Here is a 26,604-nt window from a genome sequence, read left to right as displayed (position 1 = left end):
AAAATAAAACCACTTAAACGCTTCAAATCTGAACGTTTTAAGTGGTTTATTGTTCGGGAAGTCCTAAATAAGTCCTAAATAAGTCCAAAACTAAGGTTCTGATCTATGGCAAACAAATATATCGGGTTTTACAATTGGATGATCAGCGGCGTCAGAACCGGAACCAGGATGGCCATCAGTGTCCCGGACAATATGGCATAGATAATGATGTTTTTGTTCGTGGATTGTTCAATAATGGGCAGGCACAGATCCATGGCTGAAATGCCCGGCACCGCGACGGCCTCTATATACCCAATGTACCTGGCCACTATGGGGATCAGGAGGATGCCAACGGTCTCGCGAACCATGTTGGAGAGGAAGGAAATGGCGCTGAGCTCCCTCGAGTAGTCCGCCAGCAGGACGGCATTCAGCGAGTACCAGCCAAAGCCCGCACTGACCGCCATGGCGTCCTTGAAGGAAATTCCTACGATGAGCCCTGAGAGGCCACCAACCAGAAGCGTTCCAAGGGCGATCATGATGGGCACAACAAAAACCTTCCAGCCCAGTTTGCGAATGTCCTTAAACGGATTCTCGCCCCGGCCGAACTCGTAGCCAATCGCTACCAGGACCACACAAATGAGGCTATCAATAAGGAACCCCTGGTGCTCAATCAGGAAAGCGGGTTCCAGGAAATAACCGACGGCAGCGCCTGAAGCAATGCTTGCCAAGATCATTCTAATCATGGTGGTTGTCCGCCCCTTTATCTGCGAGTTGGCAGTAGCGATCCAGCCCTATGAGCTTTCTCCCTGCATAGGCAAAGACGACACTCCCCACCAGGCCGCTCATGGCGATCAGGACAGCAGAAAAGCCAATGCGTCTGAGGTTGTGGACGACTTCGTGATTGGAGCCAATCCCAACCCCAAGGATAAAGATTAAAAGCGCAAGGGAGATTGTAAGCAGCCACTTGAAGAAAGTGACTTCCCTCGCATCCCACCGGATACTGCTGCGCTTCCGTTTAATGCCGATATAGATGCCAATAGCCATGAAGGCCCAGTAGAGGAGTATTTTGAACAGCATGCTGCAGCGCTCCTTTTTGAAATAGGGTGTATAGATGAAGATTTGTCGTTAAGAAACTCTCACTTCTTCATTATACCCTAAAACATGGCAAAGAGAGGCGCTGAATTTTCGCAAGAAACTGGTGCCGAGAAACTTATAGTTCCGAGTAGCGCATGGTATGGGTAGTTGAATAAAGATCTCTTTTAATTCGTTTCATCTGCTTATTCTTGATAATGTTCTTTCATCTCTAACTTTCTCTTTTCCAACTCAAGCTTCTTTTCTTCTAACTGAAGCTGTTTCTTTTTTGAGTCAAAACGCATTACAAAATATAAAAAAATGAAAGTAGAAATAACAATTACTGAAATAAATAAAAATAGGTCCATAATGGCCTCCCCATAAATTTATTATCAAACTGTAAAAGCCAGGATGATTTTATTTTAAATGCGATAGTTAACCAACGGTTGCCATCATTGATTAATTCTATTAGGATCAGACTTTCATTGTCTATTCAATCCATAATCTTTGAAATCTTTTTGCTGTACGATTCTTTCCTATACATAGTCGCATACTGCTATAATAAAAGGAGAAGATATTTAATTTAAAGAGAGGTGCATAACATGAAGGATGTGCTTATCCAATATATGAAACGCTTTTCCAATCTAAGTGAAGCAGAATTGAAAGAACTGATAATAGACATCCCTGTCGCTACTTTTGAGAAAGGAACTATCCTTTTGCATCAAGGAGAGATTCCTGACAAATGTTATTTCGTGTTACAAGGCTGTGTTAGGCAGTATGCTGTGGATGAAAATGGCAATGAGAGTACTTACAACTTTTTTACAGAAGAACAAAGTATAACGATCTTTAATCAGCATACTACGGATAAAGCATCTCAATATGCTCTCAGCTGTTTGGAGGACTGCACGCTGGTTGTAGGTGATTTAGCTGCTGAGCAGGACTCATACGACATGCATCCGGTATTGGAAGCCATGACGCGTAAAATGATTCAGGAGGATATGGGCGCAATGAGGGATGAGTTCTCCGCGTTTATCTCATCAACGCCGGAAGAACGATTTCATGCTTTGATGGAAAAAAGGCCAGATTTAATTGACCGAGTTCCCCAGTACCAACTGGCAAGCTACCTTGGAATAACGCCAGAATCTTTTAGTCGAATAAAGAAGCGTGCAGAAGCTAGTCATCTCAAAATTGTGGATTAGTTAGCCTGCAATTTTCTTCCCACTATCAGTAGCCATATACCAAACCCCAATTCACCAATAAACATTGGAGCCATAAGAATTAATTCCAGTACGCCAACAAGACTTTCAAGCTGTGGGGTAAAATTGTACATGAAATGAACGAGCGTATAGCTGAAGCCTGCTATAACAATAAGGATGCTGAGAATTTTGGGTATCTTTTTTGTTTTTAATGCTATCAATCCGACTGTGACCAAATGAAGTCCGAAAATAATTAAGCCAAATGACCAGGTTGCTTCAAAGGCGGTGATGGAGCCCATAGCTTGTTCAGCCGTTAGATCTAATGAGCTGCCAATCGCTGGTCCTTGAACAATGCTATTGGCTGAAACAAGATGTGATACTGCTATTGCCAAAACCACAGTGTAGAGTAAACGAAGCCAACCAGCCAATAATGCATATTGGCGATGAAACGGCTTCAAGAACAAATAAAAGCCCAAGGACACAATTAAATCGGCAACAATAATAAGCAGCCATCCAAGAATCTCAAGTTGAAACAGTGACTGAGAGGCTTGGATATTTTCTAATGTATTGATCGCATCGCCCTCAATGACTAATGAACTGTGAACATATCCATAGGTGAAAAAGGCCGCAAAGGTCATGATCAGCAATGCAATACCAGAAAAAACAGCTGCTTTGTGCTGCATGTTTTGATTAAACGTTATACTCATGAATAAAACCTCCTCGAATTAGAATATGGTTAGATTGTACTCTAATTAAGAAGTATTCTCATTGACATAAATCAAGAAAAATGAATTTTCAGTTTGATAAAGTTAATTTTTTCGACGCTTCTTTTAGAATCAAAAGGATTGAGAGGGGTCATGCAGTGAAAAGCAAAAATATCATCGAGGAATTTCAAGAATATCGAGACAGGACAGGTAATAGAAAAGAACTTTACAGAGCAGTTGCAAAAAGGTATGACTTAAGAAGTGCATTGTATCCGGGAAGTCATATTGATATTGCCCCGTCTTTGGTTATACCTAAGGTGATTTATGTTGATAATTTCAAAGGGGCGATCAGTTTTTTCAAAAGTATGGAAGTGTTAAAAGAATACATTAATGAGAATAAAGAGTATGAGGAACCCTGTGACATAGTGTTCAAAGGTCAAGATTATACAAGGGAATTAAATATTGAACCGGTTGATTTGATCATTTCTCAGTATGCAGGCTTTGTTGGACAGGCGACGAAAAAGTACTTAAGAACGGGTGGAATTTTGTTATGTAATGATAGTCATGGAGATGCCACTTTATCAAGGTTTGACAATGATTTTGAGTTCGTTGGCGTCATTGGAAAGAATAATAGAATCACTGATTCCAACCTGGTTGAATATTTTGTAATGCCAAAAAATAAAGATGTGGAGTTGGCAGAAGTTAAGGAGAAAATGAAAGGACCGAAGTATAAACTGACAGCTGAAAATTATTTGTTTCGAAAAAAATAGTTCTTATAACTTAGGAGGCGCACCCATGAACCGGCGTGAACTTATTGACTTTTGCCTGACATTCCCAGCGGCCTACGAAGATTATCCCTTTGACGACATTACGGACGCTGGGGCATGGACCGTGATGCGGCATCGATCAAACAAAAAATCCTTCGCACTGATTTACGAGCGCCATGGCAAGCTGTGCGTCAATCTAAAATGCGACCCCCTCGAAGCGGATTTTCTGCGTAAGGTGTTTGCGGATGTGACACCCGCCTATCATATGAACAAAGTCCACTGGAATACAGTGGCCCTTGGCGGGGATGTGCCAGACGAGGATGTCATGGGCATGATTGAGCGCAGTTATGACTTGATCAAGCCAAAGCTAAGAAAACGAGGCCGTCCGTGATCCGACGAAACGAAATAGTGGCGCGGCGGGGTATTGCGATAAGGGGTGGGTATTGTGAGCAATCAAGTGCTTTGCATTGGAGAGCTGCTGGTGGACTTCATTTGCACGGATGTGGACGCGAATCTGACAAAAGGTGAGCATTTTATCAAAAAAGCTGGCGGCGCGCCGGCAAACGTTGCGGTGACCTTGAGTCAGCTTGGGGCCCGTTCTTATTTTGCCGGGAAGGTTGGGGCGGATGCCTTTGGTACTTTTCTTGAGGAAACGCTCAGGGAGCGGGGTGTTGATACCAGCATGCTGATCCGGGATCCACAGTATTCGACGACGCTGGCCTTTGTGTCTCTCGACCGGCATGGGGAGCGGGATTTTATGTTTAACAGGGGTGCAGATGCTTTCCATAGAAAAACTGAGCTTGATCAGGCGGTGGTTGAGAAGTGCGGGATAGTCCATTTTGGCTCTGCCACCGCTTTGCTGGGGGGTGTGATCAAAGAGACTTATTTGGAGCTGCTGCAGCAGGCAAAAGTGGCCGGGAAGTTTATAGCGTTTGACCCCAATTATAGGGAAGACCTATGGAAAGACAGGGGCTCCGACTTCGCTTCAGAGGTTCTGCCACTTTTGGAGGGGGTACACTTCCTCAAGCTCAGTGAAGAAGAGCTGCAAATCCTGACGGGAGGCCTTGAGCTTCGAGCGGCGGTCGAAAAGCTTCATGGCTTTGGCGCCGGAATTATCGCTGTCACCCGCGGCAGGGAAGGCACGTATGTTTCGGCTGGACAGCGCAGCGCTCATGTAGACAGCATCAATGTCAAATCAATAGATTCAACCGGTGCCGGGGATGCCTTCGTTGGGGGATTTTTATACAGGGTTGCAGAGCTTGAACGGCCTGAGGATTTGCATCTGGATTTTAAAAAAGTTGAAGATCTGACTAGGTTCGCAAATATAGTAGGGGCTTTGGTTTGTATGAAAGTGGGCGCAATGGAGGCTATACCTGGGCACGAGGATGTGCGTGCGTTTCTTTAATGAAGTGGCGGCAGAGGTCTTTTAGACTTACTTAAACGAGCGGGTGGGCTTATGGTGAAGAGAACCAAAGAATTTTTTCGAGGCTGTATGGTGGGTGGCGCTATTGGGGATGCATTAGGCTGGCCTGTTGAATTTATGAGGTTTAGCGAGATTCAAAGCGCTTATGGCGACGCGGGGATTCAGGATTTGGTGATCGCCTCAAGCGGCGTGGTCGAAATAACGGATGATACACAAATGACGCTGTTCACCGCGGAGGGGATACTCAGGGCCTATGGGTCAGAACAAGTCAAAGGTACTGCTGACCCCCTCCCATTTGTCTTTGAAGCTTATCAAAGATGGCTTCGGACGCAAAGCTCTGGTGGCAGGGGGCGTTCTGTGGGGTCTGCATGGGTCGGGGGTGATGGCCTGCTCGGCGTAAAGGCGCTTCATGCCAGGAGAGCGCCGGGAAATTCCTGTTTGACAGCGCTGGGCAGCGGTAAAGTTGGGAAAATTGCTGCTCCTATTAACAGCAGCAAAGGATGTGGCGGTGTGATGCGCGTTGCGCCTGCGGGCTTGTTTTATGGGATCGATCAGTCCTTTGAAAGGGGCGCGGACTTTGCCGCATTGACCCATGGACACCCCTCCGGGTATTTGTCTGCCGGGGCACTGGCTTTTCTGATTTCTTTGCTGATTGAAGGCCATGAGCTGGAGGCTGCGGTTCGACTTACCCTTGATAAATTGACTTTGTTTAAATATAATGAGGAATGCTGTGAAGTCTTGCAGAAGGCTTTGGAGTTAACGGCTTCACAGGAGGCTTCGACTATGCCCCTTCCTGATGTAGAGGCGATCTCTCAGCTTGGAGAGGGCTGGGTCGGTGAAGAGGCGCTGGCTATTTCCGTCTACTGCGCACTGAGATATAAGATGGACTTTGAGAAAGCTTTGTTTGCTGCGGTAAACCATGATGGGGACAGTGACAGCACTGGGGCTATTACCGGAAACATCTTAGGGGCTTATTTGGGGCTTGGAAAGCTCCCGCAGGGATGGATCAATAATATTGAATTGAAGGAAGTCTTGATCCAAATGGCGGATGGTCTGCTGAAGCTGGCGATTAGATAGGTGTTAGATGAACATTAAATTTGAGGAAAACGGGGCAATAGGCATTAGCCGCAGGTTCCCATACAATATGCCGTATTTAAGGAGCTTAAAAACATGAAAATATCAAAAAAAGACGCGTTAATGTGGTTCGAATTCTTTTCAAGCTTGCCCGAGGACGAGGAAATTATGACTAAGCAGCAGGAAATTATCTATGCCACTTTCGCGCAAATTGAAGCTGCAATTGACCATAGACATGCGCAGCACATGTCAGAGATTAAGCACCTGAAGACGCTGGAGAACAGAACGTTTTATGTGGGCAGTGAAGAGAAGTTTCCGGATGGCTGCCGTTCGTGCCTCCTGGGAACGGGTTTGAGCGCTATCAGGAAGACCAATAAATGCAACATTGTATGTAAATTCTGCTACAACTACGGTGAGCTGGAGGACATCCCACCGGTGGGTGAGGGCATGTGGGAAATTGGCGGCACGAAGTTCTATGAGAAGGATCTTGATCTGCTGCTTTCCATCCAACAAAAGCCAACGGGGATTTCCTATGTGTATCTGGAGCCGTTTATGGAAATTGAAAAATATTATCCGGTGGTTAAGAAATTCCGGGATGCGGGAATTCACCAGCATTTGTACACGAACGGGACTTTGTGTACAGAAGAGAATTTGAAGGCGCTTGGTGAAGCGGGCCTTGATGAGCTCCGGTTTAACCTGGGCGCGACAAACTGCTCGGATAAGGTGATTGAAAATATTGGGATCGCTAAGAAATACATTAAGCATGTAGGGATTGAAACGCCTATGACACCGGAGTTTTTTGAGTCCTTCTTTAAGAAAAAAGAAGAGATCCTTAAGACAAAGCTCGACTTTATCAACTGCGCGGAGCTGCATCTGAACGCAAACAACATTGACAATTATCACGGTGAGAATATGTATATCTCAAGACAAGGCTACATTTCACCGGTCTGGAGCAGGGAACTGACGCTCAAATTCATGAAGGCTGCGGAGGAAGAGGGCTGGGCGCTTGTGGTCCACGACTGCTCCAACTATACGAAATTTGCACGAGGTCTTAATCAGACCAGTAAAGAGGGGAAATGGTTTGGGGCCAGCAATTATGCCTGTGAGTTTGACAGGATCCCTTATGAGGTCTTTTTGCCAATTTTGCGTGATGACAGCTTTGAATTTTTAAGCGAAGAAGCATTGCCAGCGGGTTACAGGGCGGGCGAGATTGTATTTTAGAGGCTGCGGCGTCTAAATTTTGCGAGAAAGGCTGAGCGGATGCGGTTGGGGTAGTGGGACCATCGGCGGAGGTTTTGTTTTTGAGGGCTGGAATCTTAGGGACTTATGTTACAATAGTTATAGGACGTTCATGTTTTACGGACGTTTAGTGAAGTGCATTACAATAGGCCAATTTCAGGAGGCTGAAGGAGGGTTCGAGTCATGTATGAGGTAAAAAAGGGCACGCAAAGTTTTTATATAGGGGAAGCTGAGGATCAGTGGTCAGCGACCATCACCTACGTGTATTCCGGGGAAAACCGGATTACGGTGGAGCACACTTATGTTTCTGAGGCGCTGAATGGGCAGGGCGTCGGTAAGCTGTTGCTGAAGGCTCTGACGGACTGGGCGCGGGCGGAGAATCTGAAGATCACGCCGGAGTGCTCCTATGCCAAAGCGCAAATGGAGAAGAATAGCGAGTATCATGATTTGATTTTTGAAGAGGCTTAAGGTGTAGAGGTTCAGTTTCTGAGCTGTAACGAAAGGACAGACAAATTGAAGAATGGTCGGTGGTGTTCTTTGAATAGAAGCCCGCTGGCCATTTTTTTTGTTTCCTGCATACGGAAATGATGTGGTCACAACTGCAGGCCGTGGGATGTGACAAGTTTTTGGTCCGGCCCAGTCCCCTCCTGACAATTTGGTCCGGCCCAGTCCCCCACCATATGTCCCTGTCCCCCACCGCGTGTCCCTGTCCCGCCCTGCTTGCATTTTGTGTTCAAAAGGTGTAAAATTACACCATAAACAAAATTCGAATAAATGAGGTATGTATTATGGAGAAAGCCGAATTCACCAACATTATGGACGAAAAACTCAAGCTGATTCGCACAGAATATGGGCTAACTCAGGACAAAATGGCTATTGCGCTGGGCATTTCCAAAAAGACTTTGGTGGAGATTGAAAAAAGCCGAAAAAGCCTTGGCTGGACCGGTGCCGTCGCTTTAGCGAGTATTTTTTCAGACAGCACCATTCTGCGGGACGCATTCGGAGGTGACATGTCGGGCATCATCATTTCCATGGCGTTTAAAGACCTTGAAGTGGACTACCCCAAAACCTGGGGCGGGAAGGTTTGGTGGAAGACCGTTGAGGAGAAAAAGGGTTACCGCATTCAGCAGAATCTGTTCTCTCATCACTACAGAATCCTTGATCAGGAAAACAGAAGACTCTTTGCCTCCTTTAGCATTGAGGAAACCCGCGCGGTTATGGATGAAATACAAAAGTCGTGATTTTTAGGTAAGCTGCCTATCTGCTTCTTGGAGGCGATTCACGTGAACAATTCGAACCGGATGGTATTGGCGACATACCTGTCCCTGACGCTGCTGATCCTGATCTTTACCACGCTCTATGCCCTTGAAAGCCCTGCGCTCTATTTGAAATTTGGCGTCCGCACAGCCATGCTTTTGACCGTTTTGATCCTGCGCAAAAAATTCTGGACACAGAGGCTTCTAATCTTAGCGTTCTTGTGTACCATCCTATCTGACTACTTCTTCGTCTTTCTCAGGGCCACGAGTCCTGACCTTCCAAACCGCGAGCTCTTTGGCATGGTGGGCTTCATTGCGGCGTACATATTCCTGATCGCCGCCTTTCAGAGGCGCTTCAGCTTTGGAAAACGCGAGGTGCTGACGCTCCTTCCATTTGTGATCGTCTTTGGCATTTTCCTCAGCCTGCTCGCGCAGTACGCCGTGGGCTTCATGTTCGTGGCTGCTGTCATCCTCGGCATCGTCCTTTGCTATACAGGCATGACCATGGTCTCGACCCTTTATCGCGGGTATTTCACGAAATCCGACGCTTGGCTGATCGCTATTTCGGGCTGCGTTCTGTTTTTCAGCGACATAGTGGTGGCCTTCTCAATCTTTCACCCAGCGTTCAAACCTTTTCTGCTTTGGAAGGAAAATATCATCTGGGGAACCTATATGCTGGGCTGGACCTTGCTTTTGATCATAGCCGGCGAGGAAAAACTGACTTTAAACTCAAGCCGCCTTTAATGCTTTTGAGTCGCTGAAAACTATGCTGAGAACCATGCTTAAAATCTCTACACAGACTGCCGGCAGCCTGTGTAGAGATTTTCTTTTTGGTATGTCCCTGTCCCCAACCACGCGCCCCTGTCCCCAACCACGCATTTTTGTTATAGTAAAGTTAAAGGGAATATTGGTCAGCGCCCCTGGCGTCACACCAACCAAAAGACAAGGAGCGTGCAAGTATGGACATGAACAGCAAAAAACCATCCCCTTCTATGGAGGCCTGGCTGAAAGAAGCCAAGGCAGATCCACAAGCCGCGCAAGTGGGTATGTTCTTAGTTCACAACGGCGTCGTCCGAGAAACCCCCAAAGCCCTCGTACGGCAAGGCATCGATGACGGGACGACGGTTAAAGGGATGCTGTTTTCTTATGATGCTGTCAAAGTGGATGCGGCTATTGAAGAAGCAAAAAAGCTGGAGGGCGTCTTCTATATCAAAGTATGGCTGAATGAGGGTCGCCTCGAAGTGGGCGACGATATCATGTACGTGCTGATTGGCGGAGACATCAGGCCCAACGTTATAAACGGGCTGCAATTTCTCGTGGAAAAAATCAAGACACAATGTGTCAGCGAAATCGAGGAGAAGGCCTAACTAAAATAAGACAAAAATGAATACAAACAGCAAAAATTCAGCATTTCTGTAGGCTTCACTTATAGATTATGTTAAACTGAAGTTGATGCTTAATCTTCAAATTTGAAGAGCGGGGGACGAACTACTTTGGGGTGAAACCGCAGTCGCGGTAGGGTAAACTCTTATACCTAACCCGTCAACTAACCTCGTCAGCTTAATAAGAGGAGGCTTCCATGAAAGTGAAGAAAAAACTTGCGGCACTAACCCTTGCGCTGATCATTTCAGCTGGAGGATTTCAACCGGCCTATGCCTACACCCAGGGCGCGCTCCTGAAGCAGGGGCTGAGCAATCAAGACGTGTCTGAGCTTCAGCGAGATTTGAAGCAGCTGGGCTATTTTTCGTTGGACGTGACCGGTTATTTTGGCAGTGTGACCAAGGCTTCAGTCATAAATTTTCAAAGGGATCAGGGCCTTGTGGCAGACGGAATTGCGGGTGCGGCGACCATTGGGAAGCTCACTGAGCTTGTAAGTGCTGGCGGCATTGAGAAGCCAGTTTCAAGAAGTGGCAGCGACAGAACTGAAAGTGTACAGCTTTTATCCTGGTTTGGTATGGTCAAAGACATCTTTGCCAGAGGGGATATTGCGACGCTGACAGATGTCAATACTGGCTTAAAATTGCAGATCAAGCGTACATACGGCGGCAACCACGCGGACGTGGAAGCGCTGACCAAAGAAGATACAGCGATTTTAAAAGAGATCGCGGGCGGCAGCTGGAACTGGACGCGGCGGCCGGTGATCATAGAGGTTGACGGGTATAAAATTGCCGGCTCTATGACGGCTATGCCTCATGCTGGACTTGACAGCAAGGCTGAGCTCGCAGTGGTGGACAACCGCAGCGGCGGCTTTGGCACGGGCCAAAACCTGGATGCCGTAAAAGGCAACGGAATGGATGGACACTTTGATGTTCACTTCCTGGACAGCCGGACGCATTCGACTAATAAGGTCGACAGCAAGCACCAGGAAGCGATTCAAAAAGCCTACAAGTCCGGACAGTAAATACCAACCGCAAAAATAGATGAAAAGAAGAGGGGGAGAAAGCCTAACGGTGGGGCAGCGTTTAAATCGCTTCCGACTTGGGTATTTCTCCCCTTAGCTGTGTCCTGAAGGCTTCACGTCGCGGCTGAAGATTAAAAGATACGAGGAGGCGTCTCTGCCATGACCATGGAATTATCCCATTATATCGGCGCTGCCATAGTACTGGCAATCATGACCCTTGGCGGGATTTATTCCGGCCGTCAGATCAAATCCAGCAGGGACTTTACGAGCGGCGGCCGGAGGGCCGGGTCCGGGATTGTAGCGGGAACGATTATAGGCACCCTGGTTGGGGGCGCGTCAACTATTGGCACAGCGCAGCTCGCTTTTACAGACGGCTTCTCAGCCTGGTGGTTCACCTTAGGCAATGGTATTGGCTGCCTGATCCTCGGGCTGTTCTACGCTAAACCCCTCTATCAGAGCGGCCTTGTCACGCTGCCCCAGCTGATCTCCGCGGAATTTGGACGAAAGGCGGCGACCATGGCCGCCGTACTCACGAGCCTGGGAAGCTTCCTGAGCATCATATCTCAGTTCCTGTCCGGCATTGCGTTAATCACCGCGCTCAGCAGCCTGGGACCCATGGGGGCTTCGGCCCTGGTGCTGATGCTCATGATGGCTTACGTCATTTTTGGCGGTGTCTGGGGCACGGGTATAGTAGGGGTACTCAAGGCGCTGCTCATGTACGCGGGGGTGGGGCTTAGCGGCATTATGGCCATCAGGGTGGCAGGTGGCCTTGAAGCTTTTCAAACGGCACTGCCGGCTGCTCAGTACTTCAACTTGCTTTCCCACGGTCTCACTAAAAATATGGGCTCAGTGGTCTCCGTCGTGGTTGGCGTCGTCACTGGCCAGGTCTACATCCAGGCCATCATTGCGGCAAAGTCCCTGAAGACCTCCAGGCAGGGGGCCTGGATCAGCATGGCTCTGATTCCGCTCATTGGCCTCGCGGGGATCTACGTGGGCATGTTTATGCGCATTCACGCGCCGCAGATGGACCCGGTCTACGCGCTGCCGGTCTTTGTCCTGACCTACCTGCCGCCGGTGCTGGCGGGCGGGATCCTCGCGACCTTGCTGGTCACACTGGTGGGCAGCGGCGCGGGGATGGCCCTTGGCATCAGCGCCATGGTGGGACAGGATCTGTATAAAGTTTATGTGTCCCCTGAGGCAAGTGACCGCAGCATGCTCTTTGTCACCCGGCTGATTATTTTTGTGGTTCTGGCCCTTTCCGCGGCCGTGACCATAGGCAATCTGGGCTCCGGCATTCTGGGCTGGAGCTTCGTCTCCATGGGCCTCAGGGGGACGGTGGCGTTCGCGCCCCTTTGCGCCGCGCTTTTTATGCCCGGCAAGGTTGGCAGGTCCTATGCCTATGCGGCCATGATTGCCGGGCCTCTTCTCATGCTTTTAAGCCGATGGTCACTGCCCCCCAACATTGATCCCATCCTGCTTGGGATCAGCGGCCCCATTTTAATTATGCTCGCTGGACGATTAAGGAGAAATCATCATGCGCTATGACAACATAAAACCAGGGACCTTCATAAAACGGCCCAACCGCTTCGTCGCGCACATAGAGGTCGACGGGAAAATTGAAATCTGCCATGTGAAAAATACCGGCCGGTGCAGGGAGCTGCTGCCGGAAGGGGCCAGGGTGCTGGTCCAGGACTGCGGCCATCCCGGACGAAAGACCCGTTATGACTTGATTTCAGTCTGGAAGGGGGACCGGCTCGTCAACATGGACAGCCAGGCCCCCAACAAGGTCTTCCGGGAGTGGGCGGAGTCCAGCGGCTATTTTGGAAAGCTTCAGCTGATCAAGCCGGAACAGAAATACGGCAGCTCACGGTTTGATTTTTACCTCGAAGCCCCTGACAGAAGGATCTTTGTCGAGGTCAAAGGTGTGACCCTGGAAGAGGAGGGCGTGGTGCGCTTTCCGGACGCGCCCACCGAGCGGGGGGTCAAACATCTGAACGAACTGAGGGCTTGTCTTGAGGACGGCTATGAAGCAATGGTGGCGTTCATCATCCAGATGAAGAATGTGGACCACTTTGAGCCCAACGATGTGATGCACCCGGCTTTTGGGGAGTCGCTCAGGAAGCTTGCTGAGTCAGGGGGTCAGGTGATCGCGCTGGACTGCCTCGTGACGGAGACGGTCCTTGCGGCGCGGGATTTTGTGGAGGTCAGGCTTTAGGTGACCATGTGAAGTTAAGAAGGAAGAATGGGCTGTTAATAAAAAATTTGGTTGGGGACAGTCCCCAACCAAATGTCCCCCAACCAAATGCCCCAAATAAAAATGGAAGCGGCTCAGGTGTGCCAGCTTCCATTTTTCTTTTTATAAAGGGGTTAATAGAGATTACCCTGCTTCAGAGTTTCATAGAATTCCACTTTGGAGGCGTTGTAATAGGGGATGAGGTATAGGAAGCCAAGTCCAAAGGTCAGGATGCTCAGCAAGAACCAGCCTATAAAGCTGAGCACAAAGCTGAAGAAGTCCATTTTATGGCCGTCCATCATCATTTTGGAGGCTTGGATGCATTCCAGGGCAGTCATGTCAGGATTTTCCGTCATGATCAGGTAGGCCATGGTGTAGCGTATTGCGGCAATGATCCCTGGAACGATCAGAAGCAGCGTCCAAAGGATGACAAAGACTGTGGTGAGGAGGTTCAGCAGGAAGGTGTCGCCAAAGCGCTTGAAGCCGTCAAAGAGATCCGCGATGTTGGCACGCTGCTCACGCAGGCGTCTGAAGAAAACCATGAGACCATAGGTCAGCGGTCCGGTGAGGATAAAGCTCAGCAGGTTGAAGAACGCTGAAGAACTGTTGACTTGACTTTCGCCTTGAGTGTAGGTGACGACCCGGTTCTGGTTGGTGAAGAGCTGAGTCAGTGCGAGAAAAATAAGAATGGTGATGATGACAACAGGCCAGTTGCCGCTGAGATGTGCTTTGGCTTTGAGCTTCATTTCTTCAAACGACATGATATTGCCTCCTAAAGCGGGATTTTTACGGCTCTATTATATCGCAAAAATATGGGTTGAAATAGAATTTAAGACAAAGTTAACATTTGTGGGTTACTGTGGTCCTCGCGTTACTCTACATAAACTTCCACAATGTCCCCATTATCAGACTCGACCTCGACAATTTTGCCTTCCGCGCCATTTTTGATCATTTCGAGGATTTCATTGAGATCGACATCCTTCAGGGAATCCTCAACGTTTTTGTCGAAGCGTTTTCCTATTTTAAGGCCCGTTTCAACCAGGGCAACAGGGACATTGACATTCACCTTGGTTTTCACGCCGTTTTCCGTGCTTAAGACTTTGACCCTCAGCCATTTTGCGTTCCCAGACTCGTTTTTTTTGGCTGCTGTTGGCAGGTCAGCGCTTTCAGCCAATGCGTTCAGAAGCTTTGAGCCTTCCTCTGCGGTAATGATGCCGTCTTCAATCATTTTCAGGATTTTGAGCTTTTCATCATTCACGTGGATTTCCTCCTTTAAACGGGTTCGCCGTTAAGCAGTTTGAGTGCTTGCTCGGAAGTAATTTCGCCTTTGCTGAGCTGGTCCAGAATTTCACTTTGATTGACAGCGTCTTTCTTGGCCTCTTCCTTGTAGCCAAGGGCTTCTATGACGTCGTCAAGGAGTCGTCTGACGGTAGGGTAGGAGATGCCCATTTCCTTTTCAATTTCCTTGATGTTGCCGCGATTCTTAATGAAGATTTCCGCGAAGTACTTTTGATTCTTTTCGAGCTGGCAGAACTTACACAGCTCAAATTCCCCGGAGATCTGCGTGCCGCAGGTTTTGCAGGACAACTGAGTGACCCGCAGCTTGTCCTGGCAAATGGGGCATTGGCCTATGACCTCTCTGGCCATAAAATCACCTCTTTCTTCTATGCGCTTGTGACAGGTCAGGTTTGACGACGTGGCCTTCCTGTGTGAAGGCCTTCTCGAAGTGCCGGTCTGGCGTGCTTGTTAGCGGTGTTTATTTGGTAAAGATGTCGATTTGAGTGCCCTGGTCATCTTCAACGGAAACCAATTGCACCGGCGGCAGTGTTTTGAAGGTCTCCAGAATGCGCGCTATGTCCTTTGGGTCAATAGCATCCTGCAACTGTGCATCACTGTGCTTCATTGAAAGCTTAAACAGAAACGCGGCGAGTCTGCTGGTAAACCGCAGGGGCAGTGGCGGCAGGCTCATCCTGAAGCTGGAGGCTGGGTCGACAATTCGAATTTTAAGCCATTTGGCGGGTGCTTCAGTTTCAGTCAAAGCAGGCAGCGCTTCGGCCTCACCGTTTCGAGGCGCCCTGATTTTTATAGTTGCTTCTTCTGCAGTTATGTCACCTCGCTCGACTTGTTCGAGTAATTCCAAAATGGTCAAGCGCATTCACCACCTTTTCTATCCACCAATATTATTCAATTTATTAAATTTGAAATTAATTTTGTTTATCTGACTATAAAATATATCAATTTTGATTAGAAGTCAATTAAAATATTAATATAATTAACTTATAAATTAATTAAATTAATATCCAGCGTTGCTGTGCTGACAAAAAAACAAAAAGAGCAATGGAAAACGGGATTCTTTCACCCATTTCCATTGCTCTTCCTGAATAAATTACGCCGCAGGCAATTTAATCCGGTCTTCACTCTCATAAAAGATCTCGGACACGCTGACACCGCGGCTCATCAGGATTGAAACGCTGTCTTCCACCATGCGCTTTGAACCGCACATGTAGACCTTGACCCCTTCCAGATCAAGCTTTGAATCCTTCAGGACATCTGTGACGCGGCCTTTTCGGTACTCGATGCCCTTAGGCCGGGAAACCACTGGAAGGTATTCAAACTGTGGGTAGGCGTCCGCAAAGGCTTTAAAGTAGTCATGATAGAGGAATTCGGTTTCATAGCGCTCTCCGTAGATCAGCTTAACGGACTTGAGATTTGGCTTGTTCAGCAGGACGTCTTTGACTAACGCGATAAACGGCGTGATGCCTATGCCGTTCGCCACAAACACCAGCTTTTCTGCTTCAGGCGACGGGACGAGCTCATCGCCCAGGGGCCCTTCCAGCTCAACCATGTCCCCAACCTTGAAGCGGCTGAAGATAATGCCCGTACCATAGCCATTTTCAACTTTCTTGATGATGACCTTCAGGCTCCTGCTGTCCTCATTGTAGGAGGAGATGGAGTAAGCCCGGAAGCTTAGGGGCTCATCTTCAATCTTCAGGGTGATGAACTGTCCCGCTTTGTAGTCTACAATTTCCGGTGTAACGAAGTTAAAGGTAAACTCCCAGGTTTCGTCCTTCAGAGCCTTGATGTCCGCAATTTTTGCGTGAATGGTCTGCCGGTTCTCGTAGCCGGGGGCAGGGGTGCTGGTCAGGAGCTGAACAGCTTTTTTCTGCGTGCCTATGGACAGGATCCCGGCAGGGCAGTTTTCAACACAGGTGGCGCACTTGATGCAGTTTGAGTCATCAAACTGGTTGTTCCCGGAGAAGTCGAGATACGGCTTCAGCTGGAACGGACAAACTCTCGCGCATTTTCCGCAGGTGTGGCACATATCTTTATTTGAGATCGTGACTTTCCGCTCTGTTTTTGGTGCGACGCCAACGGCCTTACCCAAGCTGTGGGAGATCTTTTGAAGGCTGCCCATAGGACAGAACTGGCACCAGGCCCTGGAGTTGACAAGGATGGCCATAAGCCCGCCCACAATCATAACCATGAGGTAAGTCGTCACGAAGACGAAGCCAAGGCGGTCGAGGAACGCCATGGTGCCCCAAAGCTGGATGACACGCAGGACCTTCCTTGAAAAGCTGAAGGTAAAAAAGGCGAAGAACCCAATAACCGCAAGCTTGGATTTTAACTGCTTGGGAATTTTTTTGTTTCTGCTGATGGGCATGATGATTCTGTCAAACAGGCTGCCGTGAGGGCAGAAGTTGCCGCACCATAAGCGTCCTGAGAAGAATGAGGTGGTGATCAAACCTGCCATAATCAGAATGACCAGCAGCCCGAGCTTAGGCACCCAAAGGCCGCCTACAGCTACCAGGACGGTCAGAAACCAGCTGTATTTTCGAACGGTGGTGAAGGTTCGGTTGGTTTTTATGTAGTAGTGTTCCATAGTCAGACCTCCTGAGGTTGTCGTTTTAACGTTAATCAAGCGTGAATACCCCCTATCCCTGGGGGTGGGCGATTGAGTATTATTATAAATACAATTTACGGGAATGTCAAATGTAAATTGTGGCGGGATGGGGGGGATGAGGTGACCATCGGCAAAAGCACCTGGGGCAGTTTTTTTCTTCGCTATCCAAGAATCTCCAGAAATGAGTTCCCTGGAGATAAAAAATGCAATATTATAGTAATGAGAAAGCGAATGACGAGGAGGCCTAAAATGATTACAGTGGAATTGACGCCTCAACACGCCGGTGTGACTATTGCCGGAGATTATGAGGATTTTGACAGTTTATACGACGCGCTGTACAGGATTATTGGCGGTGAAGAGGAAAACCGCGCGTTCGAGTCTTCAAAAATGAGGATTCTCGGGTTTTGCTATGATCTTAGACATGCGGCCATGGGGGACCGGGGCATAAGGGTCGTGGACAACAATATGACCAGCGATAAAATGAAGGCAAGTGGAAAAGTACTGCCTGTGACAAATGTCTACTATGACTTTCAGGTTCTGATGCCTGAAATGTTTTTCGTTTTGATGGCGCTGAACGACTTTTGCCTGCTCAAGGCCAGGAAGGAAACGCGGCTATATGGAGAGTCCATGCTGCAGAAGAAAGTCATCTGGGACCAGGATATCGCTCAGGTTCGCATGCTGCAGTCCGCGGTTTTCAGTTGTCTCTGCGCGGCTCTGGAGCAGAAAGCTATTTCGAGGCTGCTGAATCTCATGATTCAGGGCTACCCATGGACGGATGGGTACATCACGCAGTACGTGGATGAGCTGAATGTTGAGATTCTCAAAATGGAAAAGGAAAAGCGGCTGAAATATTTGACGCTGCTCGCGAAGCGGCTGACAGAGCTGGATGCGCCTGAGTATCTCGGGCTCAGGCGTGAGATTAAAGACTACGCGAAGGCCATGGGGGTTGCGCCGGATGAGGTGAGGCTGGACCTGAGCTATCCTGAGGTGGAATGGTAGAGGCGCTGTGGCCGAGAAAATGAGCAAGAAGGAGGACCTCAGATGATTAACGAGACTGCCGAGAGCCGGATAGCCTCCAAGGGCTACTTTACCAAACTGATTGCCGTGTCCGTGGGACATTTTTTCAATGACTTTTATATGAACCTGGTACCGCCTATCCTCTTTATGTTTGTCGCTGCCATGGGGCTTACCCTGGCACAGCAGGCGTTTATTGCCTTTGTAATCACGAGCAGCGGCTCTTTTGCGCAGCCGTTTATAGGCTATGTGGTCGACAAAAAAGGCAAGCCGTGGCTGCTGACCCTGTCCATGATCTGGATTGCCTTTTGGATGTCGATTTCCGGTGTGATCAGCAATTATTATCTGCTGGTGTTTGTGGTCGGCATTGGCGCCCTGGCTTCCGCGCTGTATCATCCGCTTGGCTCAGCTATGGCGGTGAAGCTCGCGAAGAATTCCCGGGGGCGCAGTTTGTCTGTGTTTATGACCATTGGTGGCTTCGCGGCGTCGGTGGCCCCGGTGGTGGCGATTCCTATCGTGGAGCGGTTTGGCCTGAAATCTCTGATTTTTTTCATAGTGCCAGGGCTCGTGACGGCTTTTTTCATGCACCTGGCCCGAATACACACCGTGGCTTTGAACCCCCCGGAGTCGGGTGCGGCTTCGCCGTCTGAAAAGCTCGAGCTGAGGGCTGTCAGGTGGCTTTCGTTCCTGGTCTATATCTCCTCGAGCCGGGTACTGGTGCGCAGCTTTTTGGTGACCTTTGGCGTTCAAATCATGCTGCTGGGCCAGTGGGACGTCAAGATTGCCGGTGCGGTGCTGTCCGGCTACCTGTTCGCGAACTCCTTTGGCACAATCATAGGCGGCGTAGCGAATGACGCCATGGGCAGCAAGAAGGCGCTGATCCTGTTCAACGGTCTGTCGATCCTGTGTATGGCGGCTATTGTGCTATCTTCCGGGACGCTGATGCTGGCGGGCTTCGTCGTGATGGGCATTGCCCTGGGCGGGTCGAATACCGCGAATGTCGTTATGGCTCACGAGCTGCTGCCCCGCAACATCAACATGGCTACAGGCCTGATCATGGGCATGTCCGGAGGTATAGGCGGCCTGATGATGCTGCTGTTTGGAAAGCTCTCAGACCTTCAGGGCCTCCTGATGAGCAGTACGTATATCCTGGTGCCGCTGGCCCTGAGCGTTTTGGCGGCGCTCCTGCTCCCAGAAAAAAGAATGCCTGCCGAGGGTCAAAGCAACCCACAATAACAAAGAGGTGATTCACCATGCTGATTTCAAACCCTGTTTCTAAAGGCGCCCTCCCGCTTCCGGAGATGGTCCGTACCGCTATAGCCACCCCCAAATGCCGAAAGTGCGGCTGCATGAAAGAGACTTTGCTGACGCTTGAGGGACAGCTTTCCAAGGCCGTCCTCGACGCTGACCGGGCGGATCAATCTGAAGCTGAAGCGCTTCTTAAGGAAGTCAAACTGGGCGTTGAATTAATGGAACCCATTGAATACACCTGACCGGGGTGTGCGCACTGCTGGTCAGCAGACATTACCAATGCTTTTGATGAAGTCTTTTCAGACCTCAACAGTATTCATTCCGTTGAAGCTGATGTAGTCTCAAAGCAGCACTCAAAGCAGCACTCAAAGCAACTCTCAAAGCAGTTCTCAGCGCCTGAAAAAGCGCCTGCGGCTGTTTCACCAGCTACCAATACCCAGCACACTTATTGGCAGCTGCCTGCCATAGGAGAATATCACGTGCTTTCGCTGACGCCGGAGAGCAGTATTGGCGTCGTAACCCTGGCCACGGCTGGCCTCGTGGAGCGCCTGGCAGAGCTTAAGCCAAATGGCCTCAGCATTGTGGGCAAGCTGGAGACAGAAAATATAGGCATTGAAAAGATCATTCAAAATACTTTGGCCGCGGCCAATATCAAAGTCTTAATTTTATGCGGAAAGGACTCAGAGGGTCACTTCGCAGGTCAGACCCTCGAAGCGCTGGTAAATAACGGCGTGGATGACGCTATGCGCGTTGTGGGCTCAAAAGGTCGCAAGGCTGTTTTAGCTAATGCTTCGAGGGAAGAGATTGAGGCCTTCAGAACCCAGGTGACAGTCATAAACCGCATTGGGCTCCAGGATGAGGCTGAGATATTGAGGGAAATTGAAGCTCAAAGCGAGTGCACACGATCACAGGAGCAGGGCATTCAGGGAATGCGCATTTGGGGACAGGGACTGCCTGACACTTTCAAGGTGACTCTTCCGATGGTCGGCTCAGACCAACTAAGCACCGCTTCCCCGCCACAGACCCCGAACACTTTTGTGACCATCACTGCCGCCGTTAAAGATCCCAACCAGGTCAAGCTCGATAAAGAGGGTTACTTCGTCATAGTGCCTAAAGCGGACAGCGGGCGTATCCTCGTGGAGCACTACAGCAATCAGAACCAACTCCTGCACATCATCCAGGGGGATAATGCCAGAGACCTCTACTGGACCATCCTGGAACGCGGCATGGTCAGCGAGCTGAGCCACGCGGCCTATTTGGGCAAAGAGCTTATGGCTGCGGAGCTGTCCCTGACCTATGGCTTTAAGTATTTACAGGATAAGGCGTAGCTTTATCAAAGATATGACACCGGATAGAAGTGACATGAAGAAAATGAGACGAAGATGTATCGTAGATCTGACGAAAGGGGCCCACGCCGCATGGTAACACTACAAGCACTGAAAGCCGCACAGGAAAAGCTGAAGCCTTATATTATCGAAACGCCCATAATCCGCATGGAAAACCTGGATGCCCGACTTGGCTGTCAGGTTTATCTGAAACCGGAATGCATGCAGCGCACCCATTCCTTTAAAATCCGGGGCGCGCTGAATAAAATGCTCAGCATGGAAGCAGAGGCGCTAAAAAATGGTGTCGTCGCCGCGTCCTCAGGCAATCACGGCAAAGGCGTCGCGTTTGTCGCAAGGCTTCTCGGAATCAAAGCCACCATAGTCGTCCCTGACAGTACACCAAACATCAAGGTGGAAGGCATTGAGGCCTATGGCGCGCAGATTGTAAAATGCCCCTATGAAAAGCGCCACGAAGTGGCTGGCCAGCTCAGCCGTGACCACGGCTACGCCCTCATTCACCCCTATGACGACGAGGCCATCATTGCGGGACAGGGAACTATTGGACTTGAAATCATGGCACAGCTGCCGGAGGTCGACAAAGTGATTGTGCCCATAGGAGGCGGGGGGCTGATAGGCGGCATTGCGTCCGCTGTCAAGCTGCAGTCGCCGGACGTCCAGGTGATTGGCGTCGAGCCGGCCCTCATGCCTCGTTACTCCAAGAGCCTTGCGGCTGGAGAGCGCATCCTGCTTGAACCTGCACATTCCATTGCGGACGCCATCCTGACCCTTCAGCCGGGAGAAGCGAACTTCCCAATTGTTCAAGAGTATGTGGACCAGGTCGTCGCAGTGGCCGAAGAAAAGATCCCCGCCGGCAGCATTGAGCTCCTGAGCACCGGCAAAATCCTGGCGGAGTTCTCTTCTGCCATAGTTGTCGCAGCCGCCCTGAACGGCCAACTGCCCGTTTCGCCTGAGGACAAGGTGTGCTTTGTGATTTCAGGCGGCAACGTGGATCCGGCGGACATAGTGCGCGAAATGTCTGCCCGTTAGATCAAACCCTTCTACTGAGAATTAGCGAAAGGAGCGAAAGCTATGCATTCAGAGGATGCTGTCGTTGAAACACCCGTGAATCCGAAAACTAAAAGCCCTTTGGAACGACTCCGTGAACTGGGCATTGATCTGCCCGGGTTCAATCCAGCCGCGGCCAACTATGTGCCGGTGACTCGTCGCGGCGAGCTGCTGTACACCGCGGGTCAGACCCCAAAGAAGGAGGGCGCGCTCGTCTATAAAGGCAAGCTGGGCGACAATATCAGTGACCAGGAGGGCTACGACGCGGTGATGCTCTGCACCCTTAACACCCTAACCCTCCTCGACCATTTTGCCGATGGTCTCAATAACATAGACCAAATCCTCAAGGTCACGGTTTTCCTAAACTGCACCCCGGAGTATGTCCACCACTCCAAAGTCGCGGATGGCGCCACGGATCTCCTGGTCTCAGTCTTTGGTGATGCAGGCCGTCCCGCGAGGTCTTCGGTGGGTGTCAACGCGCTTCCAGGCGGGGCAGCCTGCGAGGTGGAGATGATAGCGGCATTGAAATCCAAGTAAAGGGAGGAAGAAGGTGTTTGGTTGGGGACTGTCCCCAACCAAACACCTTCTCTAATCAAAAAAATGAACTTCAGCCCTTGGGCGAAGTTCTGAATATTTTTTAGACGATGCGTCATTCAAAGCCGCTCAGATCAAGATCAGCGTCCTCAACAGACTCCAGGTCATCCAGCAGTTGAATCAATGTATCGAGCTCTTGGTTAAGTGCACTCAGCAGCGCCTGGCGTTCAGCTTCAGTCACGGCATTTTCAGATTTCACGATCAGCGAAGAGGGTGCTGTCCCGTTTGGCAGCCCCTCAGCAGTCTCTGTCAATGTCTCATTTTGCCCCTCAGAAGGTGCTACAGAAAGCAGCTCTTGGGAAGCTTCTTTGACCTCGTCCGGCACATCCTTGATCACCGTCCGTGACGGGCTTGGACTGCTGCAGCCAAAGAAAGCCAGACTGATCAGCGCAGAAATCGTCAGCAGCAATATAGGTTTTTTCACAGGGATCCACCTTCTTTCATCTTCAGGGCTGAAGCCTTATGTTTATGGAGATTAATCCGTATAAAAATAGAATTCTGATTAAAGCACTACGGACTCTCTGAACTGAACTTCTTTGGAAAAGTCATTACAATCCGCGTCCCTACGGGGACGTTTTTTTCTGCGCGAATACGGCCACCGTGGAGGTGAATCAGCTGCTTTGTAATAGAGAGCCCAAGGCCGGTACCGGCCTGTATTCCGGATTCGGCGCGGTAGAATTTGTCAAAGATCAGCTGCAAAGCCTCTTCTGGAATGCCAATACCCTGATCCGCCACGACGAGCTCGACACCGCCGGAAACCATACGGCCATGAACGGCAACCGTTCCACCAGGCTGAGAATATTTGATGGCATTATCCAGGAGGTTGCATAAAATCTGCTTGAAGGCGTTGTGGTCAACCATGAGGCTAAGATCTGTCTCAATTTCCGCTTTCAGATCAAGCTTATGCTCTGAAGCCACCTGTCTGAAGCTGTTTATAACCTGCTGGACAAGCGGCTCAAGCTCGACCTGCTCAAGCTGCAGAGGCTTCGCGGCGGCCTGGAGCTTCGCGAGCTCCAGCAGGTCATCTGTCAGACTCGTGAGGCGCAGAGTCTCCTCTTGAATGAGCGCCAGGATCTCGGGCTCCTCCTCTTGTGGCACAACCCCGTCCATGAGGGCCTGCACAAAGCCGCGAATGGACGTCAGCGGTGTCCTGAGCTCGTGAGAAACGTTGGCGATCAGCTCTTTGCGCAGGGCTTCCGTCTTTTCAAGCGCGGCCTTCATCTGAAGGAAGGAGGCCGATAGTCGTCCAACCTCATCATCCGACTGAATGGGCTTCAAAACCGCAGGCTCACCGGCCGCGATCAGACGCGTCGCGGCTTCCATTTTCCGAATAGGCTCTGAGATCCGCCGGGAATGCCACCAGATCAGCGGAAAGCTGATCAGTAGGACCAAGGCGGCTATGCCGGCAGCGGTCAGATTGATGTCATAAAACAGTGCTCTCAGGCTGTCCACAGGGGAGAGCAAGAGTACTGCGCCGTGGACATCACCATCAAGGTAGATGGGATACCCTTGAAACAGGACGTAGGCGGCAAAGGTGTCTGAGTAGGGCGCCGTGCTGAAAACACTTTTACCTGCAAGGATGTAGGTGAGGTTTTCTTCTACAAAATCATCCTGGAGGCCTGTGTTTTGGAGCGTCGCGTTTTCCTGAAACTGAGCCTGGTCAATCTGGATGAGATAGACCATGGCTTCTGAGCTCGAGCCTACGGCATTGACCGCGGCGTTCAGCTCCTCCAGCGTAGTTGCGCCCCTCAGGTAAGAGGATGCTTCGAGACTCAGTTCCCGTGCGCCGGCTTCAAGGCTGCGATGCTTTTCATCCACCAGCGTATTTCTATACAAATTAGACACCGCCATGGTCAGGCTGATGACTAAAATCAGGGTCAGAATCAGGTTTGGGATCATGATGCGCCTGAAGATGCTGTTAAACATGGGCAGGCACCTCCAGCTTGTAGCCTATGCCCCAGACGGTTGTGATCGACCAGGTGGACCGGTCGGATTTCAACTTTTGCCTCAGGTTTTTAATGTGGACATCTACGGTTCGGGTGTCCGTGTCGTAGGGATTTTCCCAGACGCTTTCCAGGAGCTGATCCCTGGTGAAAACTATATTTCGATTTTTAAGCATGAAATGCAGGAGCTGGATTTCACGGGGCTTCAGGTCAATCTGAAGATCATCCAGCCAAACGGTATAGCGGTTGATGTCAATCCTGAGGTTGTCAAACTCGAGCACCTCGGTTTTCACGACTGGCTCACCCGACGTGCGGGTTTTAAGCCGTGCTTTGACCCTGGCGACCAGTTCCTTGGGCTCGAAGGGCTTCACTATGTAATCATCCGCGCCGGCTTCAAAGCCGGATAATTTATCATCAATCATATCCCTGGCGGTCACCATGATGATGGGGATGTCATGCTCTGCCTTGATCAGCTTGCAGACCTCCCATCCGTTGATGGAAGGAATCATCAGGTCGAGGAGGATCAGATCATAATGCGCACTGCGTATTTGATCCAGGGCATCGCTGCCGTCGTGGCAGCTGACCGCAGTGTAGCCTGCATTCGACAAATATAGGGTGACGAGACGGCAAATGTTGCGGTCGTCGTCCACAATTAAAATTTTCTCTGAAGCCATAAGATCACTCCCAATTATCACAGCCCAGGTTATTTTGGATTTATACCCTTATTCAAGGGAAGTGTGACCAGTTTGGGGTAAAACTTTCGTAAGTATTGCTGCTATCGCGGATTATTTGGGTAAGAATTAATGGCAGGGTCTGATGTGGGTTGTTGTGAGCGGGTGGGGAAAGGGACCATCGGCAAAAAAACAGGTGAGAGACTGAGTGCAGTTCCTGTGTTTATGGAAAATCTATGGTCATTTAAGGTTAATTTAATACGTGAAAGCGTTGTAAAGGATATAATGGTATCAGAATTTTTTATTAGTTAAGCGCGTCATCAGGTCGCAAGGCAACGCCTTTGAAGTTGAGATGGAGGTTTTGAAATTGGGCAGAAGCGGTGGTTTTGGCGGACGAAGCAGCGGGGGGTCTTTTGGCGGAAGCCGGAGCAGCGGCGGACGCATAGGGGGCTCTTTTGGAGGCAGCAGTCGCGGCGGCGGCGGAATATTTGGCGGCAGCAGCGGCGGGGGCATGGGGCCCTTTGGCGGGAGCGCAAGTCGCGGAGGTTCTTCTGGCCCGGTCTTCTTTCCAAACACAATAGGCAGACGAACGACGAGAAATACCTGGCCATCCGGCGGAGGTTCATCCGGCGGAGGACCGCCAGGATCCGGAGGCAGCGGCTGCAGTGGCTGTGCCATTGCAATTCTGGTTTTGGTGATCCTGTTGATCCTGGGCGCAATCCTGTTCTCCGCGCTTTTCAGCTCAGGGGTTGGAAGTTCGGGAGACGGGGGGATCACGACATCAACCGTTGTCCGTGAGGCGCTGCCTAAGGGCTCCGTCAATGAAACAGATTATTATTATGATGAGCTTGACTGGATTGGCAACGAAACTAAATTACTGTCTGGCATGAGGCATTTTTATAACGAGACTGGTGTTCAGCCGTTCCTTTATATCACAGATAATGTCAACGGCTCGAACCGGCCGTCCATGGATGAACTGGACAGCTTTGCCCGTCAGTTATACGACCGGCTGTTCACGGATGAAGCGCATCTGCTGCTGATTTTCTTCGAGTATGACAACAGCTATATGACCCGTTATGTGGCCGGTACTCAGGCAAAGACGGTCATTGACACGGAAGCCGGGGATATCCTGCTGGACTATCTCGACCGTTACTATTTTGACAGCAGTATGTCAGACGAGGAATTTTTCAGCACTGCGTTTAAGGACTCGGCAGACCGGATCATGACGGTGACGAGATCCCCGTGGATTCCAGTAATGCTGGTCTTTGGGGGCGTGGTGCTTGCAGGGGTGCTTTTCCTTTGGTGGCGACATGCCGTCAAGCAGAAAAACCTCGAGGCCAAACGTATGGAGGACGTCCTTAAGACACCGCTGGATCAGTTTGGAAACAAGGAAGCGGAGGATCTGGCAAAAAAATATGAGGACAACGATCCGTATAAGGGGCCAGAACTATAGCCCGTTCATAGGCTTGTTCCGGACAGCTCCGGGATTTGGGACAT

General features: G+C 49.9%; 32 protein-coding genes and 1 riboswitch. Of the genes, 20 read left to right on the top strand and 12 right to left on the bottom strand.

Features of this window, described 5'->3' with window-relative positions; genetic code table 11:
• Positions 1-128: 128 nt before the first annotated feature.
• The 3 genes from BLP63_RS09745 to BLP63_RS16860 form a co-directional block, all read right to left on the bottom strand.
• Positions 129-722, bottom strand: coding sequence for a lysine exporter LysO family protein (locus BLP63_RS09745; RefSeq protein WP_092591018.1), 594 nt, complete (start codon positions 720-722; stop codon positions 129-131).
• Positions 715-1,056, bottom strand: a complete 342-nt coding sequence (locus tag BLP63_RS09740; RefSeq protein WP_092591016.1) for a LysO family transporter — start codon at positions 1,054-1,056, stop codon at positions 715-717. Before BLP63_RS09740 ends, BLP63_RS09745 begins: the two co-directional genes overlap by 8 nt.
• A 200-nt stretch (positions 1,057-1,256) precedes the next feature.
• Positions 1,257-1,418 carry a hypothetical protein gene (locus tag BLP63_RS16860; protein ID WP_170829389.1) on the bottom strand — a complete coding sequence of 54 codons (162 nt, stop codon included), beginning with the start codon at positions 1,416-1,418 and terminating at the stop codon, positions 1,257-1,259.
• A gap of 234 nt (positions 1,419-1,652) precedes the next feature.
• On the opposite strand from BLP63_RS16860, the gene BLP63_RS09735 reads away from it, so the two are divergent.
• Positions 1,653-2,249, top strand: a complete 597-nt coding sequence (locus tag BLP63_RS09735; RefSeq protein ID WP_092591014.1) for a Crp/Fnr family transcriptional regulator — start codon at positions 1,653-1,655, stop codon at positions 2,247-2,249.
• Here BLP63_RS09735 and BLP63_RS09730 read toward each other — a convergent pair.
• Complete coding sequence (locus BLP63_RS09730) at positions 2,246-2,953, bottom strand: DUF4386 domain-containing protein (RefSeq protein ID WP_092591012.1); 708 nt, start codon at positions 2,951-2,953, stop codon at positions 2,246-2,248. The two genes, BLP63_RS09735 and BLP63_RS09730, sit on opposite strands and share 4 nt — an antisense overlap.
• Positions 2,954-3,108: 155 nt before the next feature.
• Here BLP63_RS09730 and BLP63_RS09725 point away from each other — a divergent pair, with 155 nt between their 5' ends.
• From BLP63_RS09725 to sfsA, 12 genes are all read left to right on the top strand, one after another.
• The gene (locus BLP63_RS09725; RefSeq protein ID WP_139159806.1) at positions 3,109-3,720 is read left to right on the top strand and encodes a hypothetical protein; all 612 of its coding nucleotides are present in this window, start codon (positions 3,109-3,111) and stop codon (positions 3,718-3,720) included.
• Between the two features lie 25 nt (positions 3,721-3,745).
• Positions 3,746-4,108 (top strand): MmcQ/YjbR family DNA-binding protein, encoded by a 363-nt coding sequence (locus tag BLP63_RS09720; protein ID WP_092591008.1) that lies wholly within the window; start codon positions 3,746-3,748, stop codon positions 4,106-4,108.
• 54 nt (positions 4,109-4,162) lie between these two features.
• Complete coding sequence (locus BLP63_RS09715) at positions 4,163-5,122, top strand: carbohydrate kinase family protein (protein WP_092591006.1); 960 nt, start codon at positions 4,163-4,165, stop codon at positions 5,120-5,122.
• Positions 5,123-5,173: 51 nt separating this feature from the next.
• Positions 5,174-6,217, top strand: a complete 1,044-nt coding sequence (locus BLP63_RS09710; RefSeq protein ID WP_092591004.1) for an ADP-ribosylglycohydrolase family protein — start codon at positions 5,174-5,176, stop codon at positions 6,215-6,217.
• A 93-nt stretch (positions 6,218-6,310) separates the two neighbouring features.
• A complete protein-coding gene (locus tag BLP63_RS09705) occupies positions 6,311-7,435 on the top strand; it encodes a radical SAM protein (protein ID WP_092591002.1) in 1,125 nt (374 codons plus the stop codon).
• 201 nt (positions 7,436-7,636) lie between these two features.
• Positions 7,637-7,921: a GNAT family N-acetyltransferase gene (locus tag BLP63_RS09700; protein ID WP_092591000.1), complete on the top strand. Its 285-nt coding sequence runs from the start codon at positions 7,637-7,639 to the stop codon at positions 7,919-7,921.
• Positions 7,922-8,241: 320 nt separating this feature from the next.
• On the top strand, positions 8,242-8,694 hold the full coding sequence (locus BLP63_RS09695; RefSeq protein WP_092590998.1) for a helix-turn-helix transcriptional regulator: 453 nt from the start codon (positions 8,242-8,244) through the stop codon (positions 8,692-8,694).
• A 42-nt stretch (positions 8,695-8,736) separates the two neighbouring features.
• Positions 8,737-9,453, top strand: coding sequence for a lysoplasmalogenase family protein (locus tag BLP63_RS09690; protein WP_092590996.1), 717 nt, complete (start codon positions 8,737-8,739; stop codon positions 9,451-9,453).
• 215 nt (positions 9,454-9,668) lie between these two features.
• Positions 9,669-10,076 carry a molybdenum cofactor biosynthesis protein MoaE gene (locus tag BLP63_RS09685; protein ID WP_092590994.1) on the top strand — a complete coding sequence of 136 codons (408 nt, stop codon included), beginning with the start codon at positions 9,669-9,671 and terminating at the stop codon, positions 10,074-10,076.
• 76 nt (positions 10,077-10,152) lie between these two features.
• A riboswitch (cyclic di-AMP (ydaO/yuaA leader) is annotated at positions 10,153-10,284 on the top strand.
• Between the two features lie 4 nt (positions 10,285-10,288).
• Positions 10,289-11,110, top strand: a complete 822-nt coding sequence (locus tag BLP63_RS09680) for a peptidoglycan-binding domain-containing protein (RefSeq protein WP_092590992.1) — start codon at positions 10,289-10,291, stop codon at positions 11,108-11,110.
• A gap of 159 nt (positions 11,111-11,269) precedes the next feature.
• On the top strand, positions 11,270-12,655 hold the full coding sequence (locus tag BLP63_RS09675) for a sodium:solute symporter family protein (RefSeq protein WP_092590990.1): 1,386 nt from the start codon (positions 11,270-11,272) through the stop codon (positions 12,653-12,655).
• The gene (gene sfsA, locus BLP63_RS09670) at positions 12,645-13,325 is read left to right on the top strand and encodes a DNA/RNA nuclease SfsA (RefSeq protein ID WP_092590988.1); all 681 of its coding nucleotides are present in this window, start codon (positions 12,645-12,647) and stop codon (positions 13,323-13,325) included. Before BLP63_RS09675 ends, sfsA begins: the two co-directional genes overlap by 11 nt.
• A gap of 152 nt (positions 13,326-13,477) precedes the next feature.
• On the opposite strand, the gene BLP63_RS09665 is transcribed toward sfsA, so the two are convergent.
• From BLP63_RS09665 to BLP63_RS09645, 5 genes are all read right to left on the bottom strand, one after another.
• Positions 13,478-14,104, bottom strand: a complete 627-nt coding sequence (locus BLP63_RS09665; protein ID WP_092590986.1) for a DUF975 family protein — start codon at positions 14,102-14,104, stop codon at positions 13,478-13,480.
• A 110-nt stretch (positions 14,105-14,214) separates the two neighbouring features.
• The gene (locus BLP63_RS09660; protein ID WP_242870868.1) at positions 14,215-14,601 is read right to left on the bottom strand and encodes an SHOCT-like domain-containing protein; all 387 of its coding nucleotides are present in this window, start codon (positions 14,599-14,601) and stop codon (positions 14,215-14,217) included.
• Between the two features lie 14 nt (positions 14,602-14,615).
• Positions 14,616-14,990, bottom strand: coding sequence for a DUF2089 domain-containing protein (locus BLP63_RS09655; protein WP_092590984.1), 375 nt, complete (start codon positions 14,988-14,990; stop codon positions 14,616-14,618).
• A 109-nt stretch (positions 14,991-15,099) separates the two neighbouring features.
• Positions 15,100-15,492 (bottom strand): hypothetical protein, encoded by a 393-nt coding sequence (locus BLP63_RS09650; RefSeq protein ID WP_092590982.1) that lies wholly within the window; start codon positions 15,490-15,492, stop codon positions 15,100-15,102.
• A 237-nt stretch (positions 15,493-15,729) separates the two neighbouring features.
• Positions 15,730-17,262 (bottom strand): 4Fe-4S binding protein, encoded by a 1,533-nt coding sequence (locus BLP63_RS09645; protein WP_139159805.1) that lies wholly within the window; start codon positions 17,260-17,262, stop codon positions 15,730-15,732.
• Between the two features lie 231 nt (positions 17,263-17,493).
• On the opposite strand from BLP63_RS09645, the gene BLP63_RS09640 reads away from it, so the two are divergent.
• From BLP63_RS09640 to BLP63_RS09615, 6 genes are all read left to right on the top strand, one after another.
• Positions 17,494-18,243, top strand: coding sequence for a DUF6904 family protein (locus BLP63_RS09640; protein ID WP_092590978.1), 750 nt, complete (start codon positions 17,494-17,496; stop codon positions 18,241-18,243).
• A 42-nt stretch (positions 18,244-18,285) separates the two neighbouring features.
• The gene (locus BLP63_RS09635) at positions 18,286-19,494 is read left to right on the top strand and encodes an MFS transporter (protein WP_092590976.1); all 1,209 of its coding nucleotides are present in this window, start codon (positions 18,286-18,288) and stop codon (positions 19,492-19,494) included.
• Between the two features lie 17 nt (positions 19,495-19,511).
• Positions 19,512-19,751: a hypothetical protein gene (locus BLP63_RS09630; protein ID WP_092590974.1), complete on the top strand. Its 240-nt coding sequence runs from the start codon at positions 19,512-19,514 to the stop codon at positions 19,749-19,751.
• 30 nt (positions 19,752-19,781) lie between these two features.
• Positions 19,782-20,837 carry a DUF4346 domain-containing protein gene (locus tag BLP63_RS09625; protein ID WP_330387135.1) on the top strand — a complete coding sequence of 352 codons (1,056 nt, stop codon included), beginning with the start codon at positions 19,782-19,784 and terminating at the stop codon, positions 20,835-20,837.
• 90 nt (positions 20,838-20,927) lie between these two features.
• Positions 20,928-21,881: a threonine/serine dehydratase gene (locus BLP63_RS09620; RefSeq protein WP_092590970.1), complete on the top strand. Its 954-nt coding sequence runs from the start codon at positions 20,928-20,930 to the stop codon at positions 21,879-21,881.
• Between the two features lie 42 nt (positions 21,882-21,923).
• On the top strand, positions 21,924-22,436 hold the full coding sequence (locus BLP63_RS09615) for a RidA family protein (protein WP_092590968.1): 513 nt from the start codon (positions 21,924-21,926) through the stop codon (positions 22,434-22,436).
• Positions 22,437-22,548: 112 nt separating this feature from the next.
• On the opposite strand, the gene BLP63_RS09610 is transcribed toward BLP63_RS09615, so the two are convergent.
• The 3 genes from BLP63_RS09610 to BLP63_RS09600 form a co-directional block, all read right to left on the bottom strand.
• A complete protein-coding gene (locus tag BLP63_RS09610; RefSeq protein ID WP_092590966.1) occupies positions 22,549-22,917 on the bottom strand; it encodes a hypothetical protein in 369 nt (122 codons plus the stop codon).
• A gap of 86 nt (positions 22,918-23,003) precedes the next feature.
• Complete coding sequence (locus tag BLP63_RS09605) at positions 23,004-24,419, bottom strand: sensor histidine kinase (RefSeq protein ID WP_092590964.1); 1,416 nt, start codon at positions 24,417-24,419, stop codon at positions 23,004-23,006.
• A complete protein-coding gene (locus tag BLP63_RS09600) occupies positions 24,412-25,110 on the bottom strand; it encodes a response regulator transcription factor (protein ID WP_092590962.1) in 699 nt (232 codons plus the stop codon). Before BLP63_RS09600 ends, BLP63_RS09605 begins: the two co-directional genes overlap by 8 nt.
• Before the next feature lie 364 nt (positions 25,111-25,474).
• Between BLP63_RS09600 and BLP63_RS09595 the strand changes: the two genes are divergently transcribed.
• On the top strand, positions 25,475-26,560 hold the full coding sequence (locus BLP63_RS09595) for a hypothetical protein (protein WP_242870867.1): 1,086 nt from the start codon (positions 25,475-25,477) through the stop codon (positions 26,558-26,560).
• Positions 26,561-26,604 lie beyond the last annotated feature (44 nt).

The sequence above is a fragment of the Acidaminobacter hydrogenoformans DSM 2784 genome (assembly GCF_900103005.1).
In the GTDB taxonomy this organism is placed as follows: domain Bacteria; phylum Bacillota; class Clostridia; order Peptostreptococcales; family Acidaminobacteraceae; genus Acidaminobacter; species Acidaminobacter hydrogenoformans.
Note: the sequence above shows the minus strand (reverse complement) of the source record. Positions and strands in the feature narration are given on the sequence as shown.

What these genes read in the sequence shown, in the direction of transcription:
- BLP63_RS09685 (WP_092590994.1), top strand. Translation starts at nt 9,669, where the DNA reads ATGGACATGAACAGCAAAAAACCATCCCCTTCTATGGAGGCCTGGCTG.
- BLP63_RS09675 (WP_092590990.1), top strand. Translation starts at nt 11,270, where the DNA reads ATGACCATGGAATTATCCCATTATATCGGCGCTGCCATAGTACTGGCA.
- BLP63_RS09730 (WP_092591012.1), bottom strand. Translation starts at nt 2,953, where the DNA reads ATGAGTATAACGTTTAATCAAAACATGCAGCACAAAGCAGCTGTTTTT.
- sfsA (WP_092590988.1), top strand. Translation starts at nt 12,645, where the DNA reads ATGCGCTATGACAACATAAAACCAGGGACCTTCATAAAACGGCCCAAC.
- BLP63_RS09740 (WP_092591016.1), bottom strand. Translation starts at nt 1,056, where the DNA reads ATGCTGTTCAAAATACTCCTCTACTGGGCCTTCATGGCTATTGGCATC.
- BLP63_RS09720 (WP_092591008.1), top strand. Translation starts at nt 3,746, where the DNA reads ATGAACCGGCGTGAACTTATTGACTTTTGCCTGACATTCCCAGCGGCC.
- BLP63_RS09745 (WP_092591018.1), bottom strand. Translation starts at nt 722, where the DNA reads ATGATTAGAATGATCTTGGCAAGCATTGCTTCAGGCGCTGCCGTCGGT.
- BLP63_RS09700 (WP_092591000.1), top strand. Translation starts at nt 7,637, where the DNA reads ATGTATGAGGTAAAAAAGGGCACGCAAAGTTTTTATATAGGGGAAGCT.
- BLP63_RS09705 (WP_092591002.1), top strand. Translation starts at nt 6,311, where the DNA reads ATGAAAATATCAAAAAAAGACGCGTTAATGTGGTTCGAATTCTTTTCA.
- BLP63_RS16860 (WP_170829389.1), bottom strand. Translation starts at nt 1,418, where the DNA reads ATGGACCTATTTTTATTTATTTCAGTAATTGTTATTTCTACTTTCATT.
- BLP63_RS09695 (WP_092590998.1), top strand. Translation starts at nt 8,242, where the DNA reads ATGGAGAAAGCCGAATTCACCAACATTATGGACGAAAAACTCAAGCTG.
- BLP63_RS09620 (WP_092590970.1), top strand. Translation starts at nt 20,928, where the DNA reads ATGGTAACACTACAAGCACTGAAAGCCGCACAGGAAAAGCTGAAGCCT.
- BLP63_RS09680 (WP_092590992.1), top strand. Translation starts at nt 10,289, where the DNA reads ATGAAAGTGAAGAAAAAACTTGCGGCACTAACCCTTGCGCTGATCATT.
- BLP63_RS09635 (WP_092590976.1), top strand. Translation starts at nt 18,286, where the DNA reads ATGATTAACGAGACTGCCGAGAGCCGGATAGCCTCCAAGGGCTACTTT.
- BLP63_RS09630 (WP_092590974.1), top strand. Translation starts at nt 19,512, where the DNA reads ATGCTGATTTCAAACCCTGTTTCTAAAGGCGCCCTCCCGCTTCCGGAG.
- BLP63_RS09710 (WP_092591004.1), top strand. Translation starts at nt 5,174, where the DNA reads ATGGTGAAGAGAACCAAAGAATTTTTTCGAGGCTGTATGGTGGGTGGC.
- BLP63_RS09605 (WP_092590964.1), bottom strand. Translation starts at nt 24,419, where the DNA reads ATGTTTAACAGCATCTTCAGGCGCATCATGATCCCAAACCTGATTCTG.
- BLP63_RS09600 (WP_092590962.1), bottom strand. Translation starts at nt 25,110, where the DNA reads ATGGCTTCAGAGAAAATTTTAATTGTGGACGACGACCGCAACATTTGC.
- BLP63_RS09665 (WP_092590986.1), bottom strand. Translation starts at nt 14,104, where the DNA reads ATGTCGTTTGAAGAAATGAAGCTCAAAGCCAAAGCACATCTCAGCGGC.
- BLP63_RS09640 (WP_092590978.1), top strand. Translation starts at nt 17,494, where the DNA reads ATGATTACAGTGGAATTGACGCCTCAACACGCCGGTGTGACTATTGCC.
- BLP63_RS09615 (WP_092590968.1), top strand. Translation starts at nt 21,924, where the DNA reads ATGCATTCAGAGGATGCTGTCGTTGAAACACCCGTGAATCCGAAAACT.
- BLP63_RS09655 (WP_092590984.1), bottom strand. Translation starts at nt 14,990, where the DNA reads ATGGCCAGAGAGGTCATAGGCCAATGCCCCATTTGCCAGGACAAGCTG.
- BLP63_RS09735 (WP_092591014.1), top strand. Translation starts at nt 1,653, where the DNA reads ATGAAGGATGTGCTTATCCAATATATGAAACGCTTTTCCAATCTAAGT.